This is a genomic window from Pseudomonas sp. RAC1, from assembly GCF_030658255.1.
Lineage (GTDB): Bacteria > Pseudomonadota > Gammaproteobacteria > Pseudomonadales > Pseudomonadaceae > Aquipseudomonas > Aquipseudomonas boreofloridensis.
Genome location: NZ_JAUTXS020000022.1, coordinates 209997 through 223582, shown reverse-complemented (window position 1 = coordinate 223582; position 13586 = coordinate 209997). Strand labels below are relative to the sequence as shown.

Annotated in this window: 15 protein-coding genes and 1 other RNA gene; 9 read left to right on the top strand and 7 right to left on the bottom strand. The window is 66.1% G+C overall.

Going from position 1 to position 13586, the window contains the following annotated elements:
• Positions 1–208 precede the first annotated feature (208 nt).
• Positions 209–2185 carry a methyl-accepting chemotaxis protein gene (locus tag Q7C30_RS05965; protein ID WP_317870982.1) on the top strand — a complete coding sequence of 659 codons (1977 nt, stop codon included), beginning with the start codon at positions 209–211 and terminating at the stop codon, positions 2183–2185.
• 6 nt (positions 2186–2191) lie between these two features.
• Here Q7C30_RS05965 and Q7C30_RS05960 read toward each other — a convergent pair whose 3' ends face one another.
• Both Q7C30_RS05960 and Q7C30_RS05955 read right to left on the bottom strand, forming a co-directional pair.
• A complete protein-coding gene (locus Q7C30_RS05960; protein WP_317870981.1) occupies positions 2192–3577 on the bottom strand; it encodes a VOC family protein in 1386 nt (461 codons plus the stop codon).
• A 123-nt stretch (positions 3578–3700) separates the two neighbouring features.
• Positions 3701–4678 (bottom strand): NADPH:quinone oxidoreductase family protein, encoded by a 978-nt coding sequence (locus Q7C30_RS05955; RefSeq protein ID WP_295486125.1) that lies wholly within the window; start codon positions 4676–4678, stop codon positions 3701–3703.
• Positions 4679–4834: 156 nt separating this feature from the next.
• Between Q7C30_RS05955 and Q7C30_RS05950 the strand changes: the two genes are divergently transcribed.
• Entirely contained in the window at positions 4835–5239 is a 405-nt protein-coding gene (locus Q7C30_RS05950) for a flagellar basal body-associated protein FliL (protein WP_029614651.1), read from the top strand.
• 21 nt (positions 5240–5260) lie between these two features.
• Here the strand turns inward: Q7C30_RS05950 and Q7C30_RS05945 are convergent, their stop codons facing one another.
• Complete coding sequence (locus Q7C30_RS05945) at positions 5261–5713, bottom strand: EVE domain-containing protein (RefSeq protein WP_317870980.1); 453 nt, start codon at positions 5711–5713, stop codon at positions 5261–5263.
• 174 nt (positions 5714–5887) lie between these two features.
• On the opposite strand from Q7C30_RS05945, the gene Q7C30_RS05940 reads away from it, so the two are divergent.
• Positions 5888–6040: a hypothetical protein gene (locus Q7C30_RS05940; protein ID WP_162889483.1), complete on the top strand. Its 153-nt coding sequence runs from the start codon at positions 5888–5890 to the stop codon at positions 6038–6040.
• Between the two features lie 19 nt (positions 6041–6059).
• Here the strand turns inward: Q7C30_RS05940 and Q7C30_RS05935 are convergent, their stop codons facing one another.
• The 4 genes from Q7C30_RS05935 to Q7C30_RS05920 form a co-directional block, all read right to left on the bottom strand.
• A complete protein-coding gene (locus Q7C30_RS05935; protein ID WP_317870979.1) occupies positions 6060–6668 on the bottom strand; it encodes a 5-formyltetrahydrofolate cyclo-ligase in 609 nt (202 codons plus the stop codon).
• A gap of 80 nt (positions 6669–6748) precedes the next feature.
• A non-coding RNA gene (gene ssrS / locus Q7C30_RS05930) (6S RNA) lies at positions 6749–6927 on the bottom strand.
• Positions 6928–6944: 17 nt separating this feature from the next.
• The gene (locus tag Q7C30_RS05925; RefSeq protein ID WP_029614654.1) at positions 6945–7262 is read right to left on the bottom strand and encodes a cell division protein ZapA; all 318 of its coding nucleotides are present in this window, start codon (positions 7260–7262) and stop codon (positions 6945–6947) included.
• The gene (locus Q7C30_RS05920; protein WP_037028563.1) at positions 7259–7441 is read right to left on the bottom strand and encodes a TIGR02449 family protein; all 183 of its coding nucleotides are present in this window, start codon (positions 7439–7441) and stop codon (positions 7259–7261) included. Before Q7C30_RS05920 ends, Q7C30_RS05925 begins: the two co-directional genes overlap by 4 nt.
• Before the next feature lie 181 nt (positions 7442–7622).
• Here Q7C30_RS05920 and Q7C30_RS05915 point away from each other — a divergent pair, with 181 nt between their 5' ends.
• The 6 genes from Q7C30_RS05915 (at position 7623) to Q7C30_RS05890 (ending at position 13543) form a co-directional block, all read left to right on the top strand.
• Positions 7623–8177: a YecA family protein gene (locus Q7C30_RS05915; protein ID WP_039582505.1), complete on the top strand. Its 555-nt coding sequence runs from the start codon at positions 7623–7625 to the stop codon at positions 8175–8177.
• A 22-nt stretch (positions 8178–8199) separates the two neighbouring features.
• Entirely contained in the window at positions 8200–9534 is a 1335-nt protein-coding gene (pepP, locus tag Q7C30_RS05910; protein ID WP_039582507.1) for a Xaa-Pro aminopeptidase, read from the top strand.
• On the top strand, positions 9531–10730 hold the full coding sequence (gene ubiH, locus Q7C30_RS05905) for a 2-octaprenyl-6-methoxyphenyl hydroxylase (RefSeq protein WP_317870978.1): 1200 nt from the start codon (positions 9531–9533) through the stop codon (positions 10728–10730). Before pepP ends, ubiH begins: the two co-directional genes overlap by 4 nt.
• Positions 10727–11209 carry a DUF4442 domain-containing protein gene (locus Q7C30_RS05900; protein ID WP_039582510.1) on the top strand — a complete coding sequence of 161 codons (483 nt, stop codon included), beginning with the start codon at positions 10727–10729 and terminating at the stop codon, positions 11207–11209. Before ubiH ends, Q7C30_RS05900 begins: the two co-directional genes overlap by 4 nt.
• 9 nt (positions 11210–11218) lie before the next feature.
• Positions 11219–12436 carry a 2-octaprenyl-3-methyl-6-methoxy-1,4-benzoquinol hydroxylase gene (locus Q7C30_RS05895; RefSeq protein WP_317870992.1) on the top strand — a complete coding sequence of 406 codons (1218 nt, stop codon included), beginning with the start codon at positions 11219–11221 and terminating at the stop codon, positions 12434–12436.
• Between the two features lie 102 nt (positions 12437–12538).
• Positions 12539–13543, top strand: coding sequence for an extracellular solute-binding protein (locus tag Q7C30_RS05890; protein WP_295486161.1), 1005 nt, complete (start codon positions 12539–12541; stop codon positions 13541–13543).
• The last annotated feature ends 43 nt before the right edge of the window (positions 13544–13586 follow it).

Below are 13586 nucleotides of genomic sequence, written 5' to 3'. Positions count from 1 at the left end.
TGCATCGCTGCGCGCTATTCGCCGTAAGTTGCCGAGAAAACCCGACGCAAAACGTTTGCGTATTCCCGCGTCCGACACTCAAGTATTCATCGGCGACGCCGATCCATTGGCACCAGCGTCCCGGAAGAGGACGCCCGTTCCCGTCGATAATAAAAGCGGGTGGTCAGCGTGATCAGGACGATCCCGGCCCCTTGCCAGGAGCTTCGCCATGCCTCGACCCCGTGCCCGGATCGCCTCGCAACTCGGTATCGCCCTCGCCATCGTGCTGGCATTGGTGATCACCGGCAGTACCCTGTTCGCCCTGCGCTCGCTCGACGACGCCAACCTCGCCACCCGCCAGCAGCACTTGGGTAGCGAAGCGCGGCTGCTCGCCGATCAGCTCGACACCTTCCACGGCTCGCTCAAGGACAACACCCAGCGCCTGAGCGGGCTGTTCGAACGCCGCTTCGCCTCTGGCCTGAGGATTCAGGACGGCCAGAGCGTGCAGGTGGCCGGTGTCGCCACCCCAGCGCTGTACCTGGGCGACCACCTGCTCAACAACGACCTGAGCATCGTCGATGAATTCCAGCAGATGACCGCCGGTATCGCCACGCTGTTCGTGCGCAGTGGCGACGACTTCGTGCGCATCGCCACCAACCTCAAGAAGCAGGACGGCAGCCGCGCCATCGGCACCCAGCTCGACCGCGCGCACCCGGCCTATGCGCGGCTGCTGGCCGGGCAGATGTACGTGGGCCGCGCCGTGCTGTTCGAGCGCAACTACATGACCCGCTACGTGCCGGTCAGCGACACCAGCGGTCGGGTGATCGCCGTGCTGTTCGTCGGCTTCGACTACACCGATGCGCAAAACGCCCAGTTCACCAACCTCAAGCGCTTCCGCATCGGCCAGACCGGTTCGCTGGCGCTGCTCGACAACCAAGGTCAGTGGCTGGTGCCGCCGGCGGGGGTGGCCGATACCCAGGCTGCGGCGACGGCCATCAAGGGCCTGGGGGCGCACGCGCAGTTCTGGAACAGCGGTGACCAGCGTTTCTTCAGCGTGGTGCAGCCGTTCGCCGAAGGCCCGTGGACCGTGGTGGCGAGCATGCCCGAGGCGGAAATCCGCGAAGTGACCTGGAGTGTCGGTTTGCGCCTGGCGATTGGCAGTCTGCTGGCCATGCTGCTGGCGGTGCTCGCCACCTTGTGGCTGCTGCGGCGCAAGCTGCGTCCGCTGGACGACCTGGTGCGCCAGGCCCAGGCGTTGGGCGCAGGCGACCTCAGTGCGCGGCTGACGCTGACCAGCGAGGACGAGATCGGTCAGTTGGCGCGCAGCTTCAACCAGATGGCCGACGCCCTGGCGACCATGGTCACGCACATTCGCAGCGCCTCCGAACAGGTCAGTGCCCGCTCGCAGTCGTTGGCCGGGTTGTCGTCCGGGGCGTGCGAGGGCATGGAACAGCAGTCCGGCGAAATCACCAGCATGGCGGGTGCCGTGGAGGAATTCAGCGCCACGTCGATGAACATTGCCGAGAACATGGCAGGCACCGAGCGCATGGCCCAGGACAACGCCCAGCAGACCCGTATCGGGCGTTCGGCCATGGACCAGGCGTCCGCCTCGCTGCGGCAGATCGCCGAAGCGCTGGGCGGCACGGCGACGGTGATGGACAGCCTGGGGGCGCGTTCGCAGGAAATCGGCGGCATCGTCGGGGTGATCACCGCGATCGCCGAGCAGACCAACTTGCTGGCGCTCAACGCCGCCATCGAAGCGGCGCGCGCTGGCGAGCAAGGCCGCGGCTTCGCCGTGGTGGCCGATGAGGTGCGTGGCTTGGCGGCGCGGACCCGCCAGGCCACCGAGGAAATTTCCACCATGATCGCCAGCATCCAACAGCAGACGGGTCAGGCGATCAGCACCCTGGAGCAGGGCAATCGGTTGATGCAGGATGGCCTGGAGCGCAACGACAAGGTGGCCCAGGCGCTGGCCCGCATCGACGAGCAGAGCCGTGCGGCGGGCGAGCAGTTCACCGTGATCAGCACGGCAACCCAGGAGCAGAGCAGCACCGCCAACCTGCTCAGCCGCAACCTGCAGAGCATCGCCCAGGCCAACAGTGAGCAGCATGACGTGGCCAACGAGCTGGCGGCGACGGCCCGGGAGCTGGAAGGGCTGGCCGAGCAGTTGCGCCAGGAAGTGGACCGCTTTCGCGTCGCCGGGTAAGGGCGGCTAGGCCAGGGTCACGCCCAGGGCCTGGACGCAGGCCTGCAGCGAACGCTGTTCGGCCTGCGCATACAGGGCCAACTCGTCCAGCACCGCAAGGCCCAGCGCGGCCTCGAAGGCCTCGCGGTTGGCGTTGCTGCCGTAGTGGGCCTGTGCGTCGTCGCCCAGGTTCGACTGGAAGATCCCGGCGGCGCTGACCGGCAGGAAGTCTTCGTAGACCAGCGCTTCGAAATGCACGTGCCCGGCATCGATCAGGCCTTGCAGCGTGTCAGGGCGATCCTGGCGGGTACGTTCGGCCAAGCCTTTTTCGGTGGCGAAGTAGCGGAAATAGGCCAGGCCCTGTTCGCGCATCTGCGCCAGGTCATCGGGGAACTCGGCGAAGTGGCTGGCCAGCAGCGTTCGATAGCGCTCGGCATTGGCCTCGGCGGGCACGCCGCCCAGGGCCGCGCGGGTGGCGTCGAGCAGGCGGTCGTAGAGCCTGCGGCCCTTGGCCGTGAGCGCCGCGCCGCGCTGTTCGATCTCGCCGAAGCGTGCGGTGTGACTGCCTTGGGCATCGCTGAAGGCGACCGTTTCCTGCAGCGCTTTGAAGCTGGTCTGGCGCAGCAGGATCGGATGGCGTCGAGTGGGTGGGCCTTCGACCACGGCCTTGGGCGCGATGCCTTTGGCCGGCATGCCCACCTGGATGGCGTCGATGTCCAGGGTGCGCGGCGTCAGGTGGTTGATGTGCGGGCCTTTGAAGGCCACCACATCGGCGATCAGGCGGTGCTGCTGGTGCAACTGCTGGTACTGCTCGGCGCTGACCGTCGCCTGCGGATGCCAGCGGAACGTGTGCAGGGCTTGCTCGACGAAGGTCTCGGCATCGGCGGCGCTCAGGCCGCCGTCGCGCTCGTGCTGGGCGATCAGTTCGAGTGCGCGCGGGGTGAAGATGCTGCGTTTGGCCAGGATGTCGCGGGCCAGCTCGCGCAGGCCGAGATCGTCGATCAGCTCCAGGCGCAGCAGCGAGGTGAAGACCCGGAACGGGCTGATGTGCAGCGACTGCTCGTGCACCGCGCGGAAGGCGGTGGAGTGCACCGGCACGCCCGCCGGGCTCAGGTCGTAGTAGCCGACCGGTCGCATGCCCATGACCGCGAACAGTCGGGCGATGGTTGCCAGCTCCTCGGCCGTGCCGACGCGGATCGCGCCATGGCGCTCCTGGTCCAGACGCTCGATTTCGCCGGTCCAGCGCAGGGCCTGGGCCACTTCGGGCTGTTCGGCCAGGATCTGCTGGTTGACCTCGCTCACCAGCTCCAGCAGCGTGCCGTACAGCGGCACCTCTTCTTTGTACAGGCGCGACATGGCTGCGGAGAACTGCGTGCGAATGCTGTCGGGGCTGACGAAATGGTGGGCGGGCATCGCGGGGTTCCTGAAGGTGGTAGAGATCCTGACATGAAAGCGAGGAATGCACTTTCTCTACAAGCGAAAAAAAGTGCGAGGGTCATTCCTTTTTTGATCGAACCTGCTGCGAGGCCCAGCCCGTCACCGGGCGATCACCACCAACTTGCCGACCGCTTGGCGCTGGGCCAGGCAATCGATGGCATGCCCGGCCTGCGCCAGCGGATAGGTCTGTGACACGCGCGGCTTGAGCTTGCCTTCGCTGTACCAGGCGAACAGTCGCCTGAAGTTGTCGGCATTGTCCTGGGGCTGGCGCTGGGCGAAGGCGCCCCAGAACACGCCGAGCACCGCCGCGCCCTTGAGCAGTACCAGGTTGGCGGCCAGTTGCGGGATGCTGCCGCTGGCGAAACCCACGACCAACAGTCGGCCGTTCCAGGCCAGGCTGCGTACCGCCTGGTCGAACAGCTCGCCGCCGACCGGGTCGTAGATCACGTCTGCGCCCTGGCCGCCGGTCAGGCGTTTGACTTCGTCTTTCAGACTGGCCTGGCTGTAGTCGATCAGTTCGTCGGCGCCGGCAGCCTGGGCGACGGCCAGCTTCTCGGCGCTGCTGGCGGCGGCGATCACCCGCGCACCCAGGGCCTTGCCGATCTCCACGGCCGCCAGGCCCACGCCGCCCGAGGCGCCGAGCACCAGCAGGGTTTCGCCGGCCTTGAGCTGGCCGCGCTGGCTGAGGGCGTGCATGGAGGTGCCGTAGGTCATGCTGAAGGCGGCGGCGGTAGTGAAGTCCATGTCGTCGGGAATCGGCAAGGCGTTGTAGTGCGGCACCGCGACCTGTTCGGCGAAGGCGCCCCAGCCGGTCAGCGCCATGACCCGTTGGCCGACCTTGAACGTGCCCGCCTTCTCGCCGACCGCCGCCACCACACCGGCCGCTTCGCCGCCGGGCGAGAAGGGCAGTGGCGGCTGAAACTGATACTTGCCCTGGATGATCAGCGTGTCGGGAAAGTTGACCCCGGCGGCGTGCACGTCGAGCAGCAGCTCGTTGGGCTTGGGCACCGGGCTGGCGACCTCTTCGAGCACCAGGTCGCCTGCCGGCCCCAGGGTTTTGCACAACACAGCTTTCATCGGGCTATTCCTTTGCGGGTGTTGGCCGATAAGTGTAGGAGGGCGAAGGGGTGGGTCAACGAGCATGGCCTGTTCTGATGGGCCGGCATAAGCCCGGGCTTGGGTTTGTACGCGGTGCTGGGTAAGCTGGCGCCCATTGTGTCGAGGAGCGAAGTCGTGAAAGCGTGGATCTTGATGGTGCTGGCGCTGCTGCTGCCGGTCGCGGCCCTGGCCGAAGAAGCCAAGGAAGGGGAACCGAAGGTGGCCTACATCAGCCTGAGCCCGCCCTTCGTCGGCAACTATGCGCTCGATGGCGGGCCCAAGCTGCGGGTATTCAAGGCCGACGTGGCCCTGCGCGTCACCGGCGATGCCGCCGTGGCGGCGGTCAAGCACCATGAGCCGCTGATCCGCAACCAGTTGGTGGCGTTGTTCACCCAGCAGGGTGTGGACAACATGAGCAGCGTCGAGGCCAAGGAGGCGTTGCGTCAGGAGGCGCTCAAGCAGGTGCAGCAGGTGATGCAGGCCGAGGAAGGCAAGCCGATCGTCGAAGACTTGCTGTTCAATAACCTGATCGTGCAGTGACGCTGGCTAGCTGCCGTGTAATCACCGCACCAGCGCGCAAATCGCCTGCCATTGTTCCGTCGTCACCGGCATCACCGACAGCCGGCTACCCTTCTGAACCAGCGGCAGTTCGGCGAGTGCCGTCTGCTGCTTGAGCTGCGCCAATTCCAGTACCTGATCGAAGGTGCGTACCGGCTCGACGTCGACTGCGCTCCAGGGGTTCTTGTCGGCGCTGGCCTTGGCGTCGAAGTAGGGGCTCTGTGGGTCCAGCGCGGTGGGGTCCGGGTAGGCGCCTGCGCTGATCCGGGCGATGCCGGCGATGCCGGGCTGCGGGCAACTGGAGTGATAGAAGAAGAACGCGTCGCCGACGCTCATGGCGCGCAGGAAATTGCGCGCCTGATAGTTGCGCACGCCGTCCCAGCGCGCCTGGCCCAGGCGCGACAAATCGGCACTGGACAGCTCGTCGGGTTCGGATTTCATCAGCCAATAGGCCATGGGCGCTGCTCCTGACAAGTTTGGAAATAAGATGTTGCATCTAACCGACAGCCGGTTGGCGTCAACGTTTGCGTGTTGCGTCACGTTGGCGGAAAATGCGCCGATTTTAACGTTAGGGGCTCCGGCGATGCCGAGAAAGTCGTCGAGCCTGAACAGTTTGCCGAGGGGGCAATCATGAACAAACGCAAACCGGACCTACTGTGGATCCTGGCCTTCATCTTCGGTCTGGGCGTGGTCACCACCGGTTATGCGCAGGGTTTGTGGGAGCGCAAGCTCGACGCGTCATATCAGACGTCGGCCGTGTCCACCCCTCAACAGTCACGCTGATCGCTGCGGCGCGCGGCCTTCAAGCCGGCGCCAGGTACCAGTTGCGGTCCGAGACGGTTCCGCGCAACAGTACATCCCAACTGGCCTGAGCCAGGCGCTCAACCTTCTGGCATTCATGGGCCAGACCCAGCAGCAGCGGTTTCTTCCAGTGTTGGCGCCGGCCTTGATAGGCCAGGCTGCGATCATAGAAGCCTCCGCCCATCCCCAGGCGTCCGCCTGCCTCGTCGAAGCCCACCAGTGGCAGCAGAATCAGGTCCAGTGCCCACACCGGCCGCTGACGCTTGCGCTCGATCACCGGCTCGGCAATACGGAAACGGTTGCGCCGCAGTGGCTCGCCGCGTTCGAAGCGCTGGAACACCATGCGCGTGCGCGGCCAGGCGTGCAGGACCGGCAAGTAAGTGCGCTTGCCACGGCGCTGCGCTTCACGCAGCAACAGGCGCGGGTCGATCTCACCGTCGTTGGGCAAATACAGGGCGATGTGCCGGGCACGTCGAAACAGCGGATGCTGCGCCAACTGGCGGTACAGGCCCAGGGCGGCCTGGCGCTGCTGAGCCGAGGTGAGTGCGCGACGGGCGTTGCGCAACACGCGACGCAGTTGTGGACGGGTGAGCGGCGCGGTGTCGGTCATGGCACAGGCGATCCCGGAAGCGGGCCGTGGCAGGCGGCCTAAGCGAAAATGCCCGCCAAAGGGGCGGGCATCGAATATTCAGGCTCCCCGATAAGACCGCTATCGGTGTAGCCCTTGAACCCGAAAGTTCAAGGTGGAGATTGCAGGAGGCTTTAAGGCTTTCCGTCGAGCGGACATGCACACCGGCCCCACGTGCAAGCCCCGTGGTTGTGCGTATCGGCTCAGGGACATAACCGACTGGCGCATCCACCAGGGAGTGGCGCCAGTATACCTATCTCAATCCTTTTTGCTAACCGGGTCGTCGGACAGCGCCTGATCGACTCGCTCGAGCAGGTCACGCACCTGCTCGCGGGTGGTGCCCGCGCTGGCGCCCTCGGGACGCTCCTGGCGGTGCAGCAATTCGTGGGTGATGTTCAGGGCGGCCATGACCGCGATGCGATCGGCGCCGATCACCTTGCCGCTGCTGCGGATCTCGCGCATCTTGCCGTCCAGGTAGCGCGCCGCGCCGACCAGATTGCTGCGCTCTTCCGGCGGGCAGATGATCGAGTACTCCTTGTCCAGGATGTGCACGGTGACGCTATTGCTTGAACTCATGAGTCTTGCTCCAGGGCCTTCAGACGCAAGATCATCGACTCGATCTTGTGCCGGGCGATCTCGTTCTTTTCGATGAGGTGGGCGCGCTCTTCGCGCCAGGACCGTTCCTGCGCTACTAGGAGTGCATTTTGCCGTTTTAGTTGCTCGACGCGTGCAATCAGCAGCTCGAAACGGCTCATCAGCGCCTGCAGGTCATTGTCTTGCGTGGATTGCACTCGATCCGCTCCTTCGTCGATCGCCTGGCGATCTTGCGTCTGCCCGAGCCGGGGCGGGCGGCGCAGATGGTCTTGGCGCGCCTGCCGGTGCTAGGATACAAGGCCTTCATTCTAGTCATATGCGCCGTCTGGCGCCTAGCCGCCCATGCCCAATACCCAATCGCCTTACACCGCCTTCGCCTCGTTGCTGTCGAGCAACGGTCATCCTGTCTCTCCGGCCGAGTTGCATGGTCTGCTGATCGGCCGCAGTTGCGCCGGTGCCGGCTTCGATGCCGAGGCCTGGCTGGCCGACGCCGCGGCTGCGCTGGAGAGCGAACCGCAAGACAACGTCCGCGCGGCCCTGATCGGCCTGCAGGAGATGGTCAAGGCCGAACTCACCGGCGAAGACGTCGCCATCGTCCTGCTGCTGCCGGGCGATGAAACCTCGTTGACCGAACGTGCCACTGCACTGGGCCAGTGGTGCCAGGGCTTCATTGCCGGCTTCGGCCTGAACGCCGGCGGCAAGGACCTGTCCACCGATGCCAAGGATGTGCTGCAGGACCTGGTGGCCATTTCCCAGGTCCAGGAAGCACTGGAAGAATCCGAGGACGGCGAGAACGACTACATGGAAGTCATGGAGTACCTGCGCGTCGCCCCGTTGCTGCTGTACACGGAGCTGGCCGCACCCGTCGCGCCAGCGCCCAAGCCATCGCTGCATTGATCGTTCCGGGGGTCGTTTGCCCATGAGCCACATCCCCAAGGCGGAGTACGCCCGTCGGCGCAAGGCGCTGATGGCGCAGATGGTCCCCAACAGCATCGCCATCCTGCCAGCGGCAGCGGTGGCGATTCGCAACCGCGACGTCGAGCACGTCTATCGCCAGGACAGCGATTTCCAGTACCTGAGCGGCTTCCCCGAGCCCGAGGCGGTGATCGCCCTGATTCCCGGGCGCGAGCACGGCGAGTACGTGCTGTTCTGCCGCGAGCGCAACCCCGAGCGCGAGCTCTGGGACGGCCTGCGCGCAGGTCAGGAAGGGGCGATTCGCGACTACGGCGCCGACGATGCCTTCCCCATCACCGACATCGACGAGATCCTGCCGGGGCTGATCGAGGGGCGCGAGCGGGTCTACAGCGCCATGGGCAGCAACCCCGAATTCGACCGACGGCTGATGGACTGGATCAACGTGATTCGCTCCAAGGCCCGTCTCGGCGCCCAGCCACCGAATGAATTCGTTGCCCTGGATCATCTGCTGCACGACATGCGCCTGTATAAATCGGCGGCGGAAGTGAAGGTGATGCGCGAGGCCGCGGCGATTTCCGCGCGTGCCCATGTGCGGGCCATGCAGGCTTGCCGTGCCGGACTGCATGAATTCAGCCTGGAGGCCGAACTGGACTACGTGTTCCGTCAGGGGGGCGCGAAGATGCCGGCCTACGGCTCGATCGTCGCCGCTGGGCGCAACGCCTGCATCCTGCATTACCAGCAGAACGATGCACCGCTCAAGGACGGCGACCTGGTGCTGATCGACGCGGGCTGCGAAATCGACTGCTATGCCAGCGACATCACCCGCACCTTCCCGGTCAGTGGGCGCTTCTCGCCTGAGCAGAAGGCGATCTACGAGCTGGTGCTGGAGTCCCAACACGCCGCCTTCGCCGAGATCGCGCCCGGCAAGCACTGGAATCACGCCCACGAGGCGACGGTGCGGGTCATCACCGAAGGGCTGGTCAGGCTGGGGCTGCTGCAGGGCGAGGTCCAGGCGCTGATCGACAGCGAGGCCTACCGCGCCTTCTACATGCATCGCGCCGGACACTGGCTGGGCATGGACGTGCACGACGTGGGCGAATACAAGGTCGGTGGTCAGTGGCGCGTGCTCGAACCGGGCATGGCGCTGACCGTCGAGCCGGGCATCTACATCGCCCCGGACAACACGCGCGTGGCGAAGAAATGGCGTGGTATCGGGGTTCGAATCGAGGACGACGTGGTGGTCACCAGAAAAGGCTGTGAAATCCTCACCTCAGGCGTGCCGAAGACGGTCGCCGAGATCGAGGCCTTGATGGCCGACGCGCGCAAGGACGTGGCATGAATCGAGTCAATCTGGCGATCATCGGCGGTGGTCTGGTCGGTGCCAGCCTGGCGCTGGCCTTGCAGGCCGGGGCCAAGGCGCGTGGATGGCGCATTCTGCTGATCGAGCCGTTCGCCCCCGGTGACAGCTTCCAGCCCAGCTACGATGCGCGCTCTTCAGCGCTGTCCTTCGGCACCCGGCAGATCTACGACCAACTGGGCCTGTGGCACGGTATCGAGCGTCGCGCCGAGCCGATCCGCCAGATCCAGGTGTCCGATCGCGGCCGCTTCGGCGCAACGCGCCTGGATGCCCAGGAGGAGGGCGTGCCGGCGCTGGGCTACGTGGTGGAGAACGCCTGGCTCGGCCAATGCCTGTGGCAGGGCCTGGACAGCGAAGTGGTGAGCTGGCGCTGCCCGGCCGAGGTCAAGGCCTTGCAGCCGATCGCCGGCGGCTACCGCCTGCAACTGGACGACGACACCCGCGTGGAGTGCGACCTGGCGATTCTTGCCGACGGCGGCCGCTCCGGCCTGCGCGAGCAGTTGGGTATCCATGTGCGGCGCATCCCCTATGAGCAGAGTGCGCTGATCGCCAACATCACCCCTGGCCAGGCCCATCGGGGCCAGGCCTTCGAACGCTTCACCGAACAAGGCCCCATGGCCTTGCTGCCGCTGCCGGAGAATCGCTGCGCGCTGGTCTGGACCCGACAGGGCATGGACGCGCGGCGCCTGGCCGACCTCGACGAGCGCGCATTCCTCGGCGAGTTGCAAGAGGCCTTCGGTTATCGCCTGGGGGCCTTGCGCCAGGTCGGCGCACGGCATCTGTATCCGCTGGCGCTGGTCGAGGCCCAAGAGCAGGTGCGTCCGCACCTGGTGGTGCTGGGCAATGCCGCGCACAGCCTGCACCCGATTGCCGGCCAAGGCTTCAACCTGTCGCTGCGCGATGTGCAAGCCCTGGCCGAGGCCTTGCTCGCCGGTCCGCAACAGCCGGGCGACCTCGCCACGTTGCAGGCCTACCGTGAACGTCAGCGCCTCGATCAAGCCTTGACCATTGGCTTTTCCGACCAGGTCACACGCCTGTTCGGCACGGCTCAGCCGCTGTTGGCCGGCGGTCGCAACCTCGGCCTGCTGGGCCTGGACCTGCTGCCCCCGGCGAAAAGTTGGTTCGCCCGCCAGGCCATGGGCCTGGGCACTCGCGCCGATCTGCGAGGCCAGGCATGAGCGATGCGCGCAAGCTCGCCCGTCGCGCCCGCCTGCTGCGCTGGCTGCTGAATCTCTACCCGCCCTACCTGGGCGCCGGCATCCGCGTGCAACGCATCAGTCCGGACATGCGCAGCGTCAAGGTGCGCATGAGCCTGACGCGCTGGAACCGCAACTACGTCGGCACCCAGTTCGGCGGCAGCCTGTATTCGATGGTTGACCCCTTCTACATGCTGTTGCTGATCGAGCAGCTGGGCAGCGAGTACATCGTCTGGGACAAGGCTGCCAGCATCGACTTCATCGCACCGGGCAAAGGTCCGGTGTTCGCCGAACTGCACATCGACGATGCCCTGCTGGACGACATCCGTCAGCAGACGGCCAGTGGCAAGAAATGCCTGCCGCGTCTGCAGGTGGACATCCGTGACGGCGCTGGCGAGCTGGTGGCCCGTGTCGACAAAACCCTATATGTGCGGCTCAAGCCGCAAGCGAGGCAGGCATAAGGCATGGACATGCGCGCGGATCTGTTGATTGTCGGAGCCGGTATGGTCGGCAGCGCCCTGGCGCTCGCCTTGCGCCACAGCGGGCTGCAGGTGCTGCTGGTCGATGGCGGGCCTCTGTCGGTCAAGCCGTTCGAGGCGGCGGCGCCCTTCGAGCCGCGGGTCAGTGCCCTGTCGGCCGCTAGCCAGCGCATCCTCGAGCGCCTCGGCGCCTGGGAAGGCATCGCCGGGCGACGCGTGTGTCCATATTCGGACATGCAGGTATGGGACGGCAGCGGCACCGGGCAGATCCACTTCTCGGCGGCCAGCGTGCATGCCCAGGTGCTGGGCCACATCGTCGAGAACCGCGTGGTCCAGGACGGCCTGCTCGAGCGCCTGCACGACAGCGATGTCGGCCTCGTGCCCAATGCCCGTCTGGAACAGCTGCGTCGCTCCGGTGACGAGTGGCTGGTCACGCTGGCCGACGGTCGACGCGTGCGCGCACCGTTGGTGGTGGCGGCCGACGGCGCCCACTCGGCGGTGCGTCGCCTGGCCGGTTGCGCCACCCGCGAATGGGATTACCTGCATCACGCCATCGTCACCAGCGTGCGTTGTAGCGCGCCGCACCAGGCCACGGCCTGGCAACGCTTCACCGACGAGGGGCCGCTGGCGTTCCTGCCGCTGGCGCGCGACGGTGGGCAACACTGGTGCTCGATCGTCTGGTCCACCACGCCGGAGCAGGCCGAGCAGGCCATGGCGCTGGACGACGCGGCATTCTGCCGGGCGCTGGAGCGCGCTTTCGAGGGGCGCCTGGGCAGGGTCGAGCATGCCGATCCGCGTCTGTGCGTGCCGCTGCGTCAGCGCCATGCCAAGCGCTATGTGGACGAAGGCCTGGTGCTGATTGGCGATGCCGCCCATACCATCCACCCACTGGCGGGTCAGGGGGTCAACCTGGGGTTCCTCGACGCTGCCGTGCTGGCCGAGGAGCTGATGCGCGCCAGCGAGCGTGGCGAGCGCCTGGCGGACGTCAAGGTGCTGAGTCGCTACGAGCGCCGACGCATGCCGCACAACCTTGCGCTGATGGCGGCCATGGAGGGCTTCGAGCGCCTGTTCCAGGCCAATCCGCTGCCGCTGCGCTGGCTGCGCAACACGGGGCTGAAAGTGGTGCAGGACTTGCCCGAGGCCAAGGCGCTGTTCGTGCGTCAGGCGCTGGGCTTGAGCGGCGATCTGCCGGCGCTGGCAAAAGCCTGAGGGTCAGCCGTTCCCTTGCAACATCTGGTAACGGCTCAGTGGGTGAGCAGGCAAATGAGATTCACTACCCTTTGCGCCTCACTTACCCCTGGAGCCCTCGCCATGTCGCCCCGCAAGCCTCTGTTCGCCGCCCTGGCGCTGACCCTGTTCGCTGGCACTGCCCAGGCGGCGGACGACGAAGTGGTGGTGTATTCCTCGCGCATCGACGAGTTGATCAAGCCAGTGTTCGACGCCTACACCGCCGAAACAGGGGTGAAGATCAAGTTCATCACCGACAAGGAAGCGCCGTTGATGCAGCGCATCAAGGCCGAGGGCCAGAACGGCGTGGCCGACCTGCTGCTCACCGTCGATGCCGGCAACTTGTGGCAGGCCGAGCAGATGGGCATCCTGCAGCCGATCAAGTCGGACATCATCGACCGCAACATTCCGCCCCAGTACCGCGCCGCTTCCCATGACTGGACGGGCCTGAGCCTGCGGGCGCGGACCATCGTCTACGCCAGCGACCGGGTCAAGCCCGCTGAACTGAGCACCTACGAAGCCCTGGCCGACAAGCAGTGGGAAGGCCGTCTGTGCCTGCGCACGGCGAAGAAGGTCTACAACCAGTCGCTCACCGCCACGCTGATCGAGGCGCATGGCGAGGCCGAGACCGAGAAGCTGGTCAAAGGCTGGATCAACAACTTGTCCACCGATGTGTTCTCCGACGACAACGCCGTGATTCAGGCCGTGGCGGCCGGTCAGTGCGATGTCGGCGTGGTCAATACGTACTATTACGGCCGCCTGCACAAGATCGATCCGAACCTGCCGGTGAAGATCTTCTGGCCTAACCAGGGCGACCGTGGCGTGCACGTCAACCTGTCGGGGATCGGCCTGACCCAGCACGCGCCTCACCCGGAGGCGGCGAAGAAGCTGGTGGAGTGGATGACCGGTGAGCAGGCGCAGAAGCTGTTCGCCGACATCAACCAGGAGTTTCCAGCCAATCCCAAGGTCAAGCCGTCGGACGAGGTCGCGGCCTGGGGCAGCTTCAAGGCTGACAGCCTGCCGGTGGAGGTGGCTGGCAAGCGTCAGGCCCAAGCCATTCGCTTGATGGACCGGGCTGGCTGGAACTGAGTCATGAACCTGATCGCGGGTTCACCCCGCGATCGCCGCAACG

What these genes read in the sequence shown, in the direction of transcription:
- Q7C30_RS05965 (WP_317870982.1), top strand. Translation starts at nt 209, where the DNA reads ATGCCTCGACCCCGTGCCCGGATCGCCTCGCAACTCGGTATCGCCCTC.
- Q7C30_RS05960 (WP_317870981.1), bottom strand. Translation starts at nt 3,577, where the DNA reads ATGCCCGCCCACCATTTCGTCAGCCCCGACAGCATTCGCACGCAGTTC.
- Q7C30_RS05955 (WP_295486125.1), bottom strand. Translation starts at nt 4,678, where the DNA reads ATGAAAGCTGTGTTGTGCAAAACCCTGGGGCCGGCAGGCGACCTGGTG.
- Q7C30_RS05945 (WP_317870980.1), bottom strand. Translation starts at nt 5,713, where the DNA reads ATGGCCTATTGGCTGATGAAATCCGAACCCGACGAGCTGTCCAGTGCC.
- Q7C30_RS05940 (WP_162889483.1), top strand. Translation starts at nt 5,888, where the DNA reads ATGAACAAACGCAAACCGGACCTACTGTGGATCCTGGCCTTCATCTTC.
- Q7C30_RS05935 (WP_317870979.1), bottom strand. Translation starts at nt 6,668, where the DNA reads ATGACCGACACCGCGCCGCTCACCCGTCCACAACTGCGTCGCGTGTTG.
- Q7C30_RS05925 (WP_029614654.1), bottom strand. Translation starts at nt 7,262, where the DNA reads ATGAGTTCAAGCAATAGCGTCACCGTGCACATCCTGGACAAGGAGTAC.
- Q7C30_RS05920 (WP_037028563.1), bottom strand. Translation starts at nt 7,441, where the DNA reads ATGAGCCGTTTCGAGCTGCTGATTGCACGCGTCGAGCAACTAAAACGG.
- Q7C30_RS05915 (WP_039582505.1), top strand. Translation starts at nt 7,623, where the DNA reads ATGCCCAATACCCAATCGCCTTACACCGCCTTCGCCTCGTTGCTGTCG.
- pepP (WP_039582507.1), top strand. Translation starts at nt 8,200, where the DNA reads ATGAGCCACATCCCCAAGGCGGAGTACGCCCGTCGGCGCAAGGCGCTG.
- ubiH (WP_317870978.1), top strand. Translation starts at nt 9,531, where the DNA reads ATGAATCGAGTCAATCTGGCGATCATCGGCGGTGGTCTGGTCGGTGCC.
- Q7C30_RS05900 (WP_039582510.1), top strand. Translation starts at nt 10,727, where the DNA reads ATGAGCGATGCGCGCAAGCTCGCCCGTCGCGCCCGCCTGCTGCGCTGG.
- Q7C30_RS05895 (WP_317870992.1), top strand. Translation starts at nt 11,219, where the DNA reads ATGCGCGCGGATCTGTTGATTGTCGGAGCCGGTATGGTCGGCAGCGCC.
- Q7C30_RS05890 (WP_295486161.1), top strand. Translation starts at nt 12,539, where the DNA reads ATGTCGCCCCGCAAGCCTCTGTTCGCCGCCCTGGCGCTGACCCTGTTC.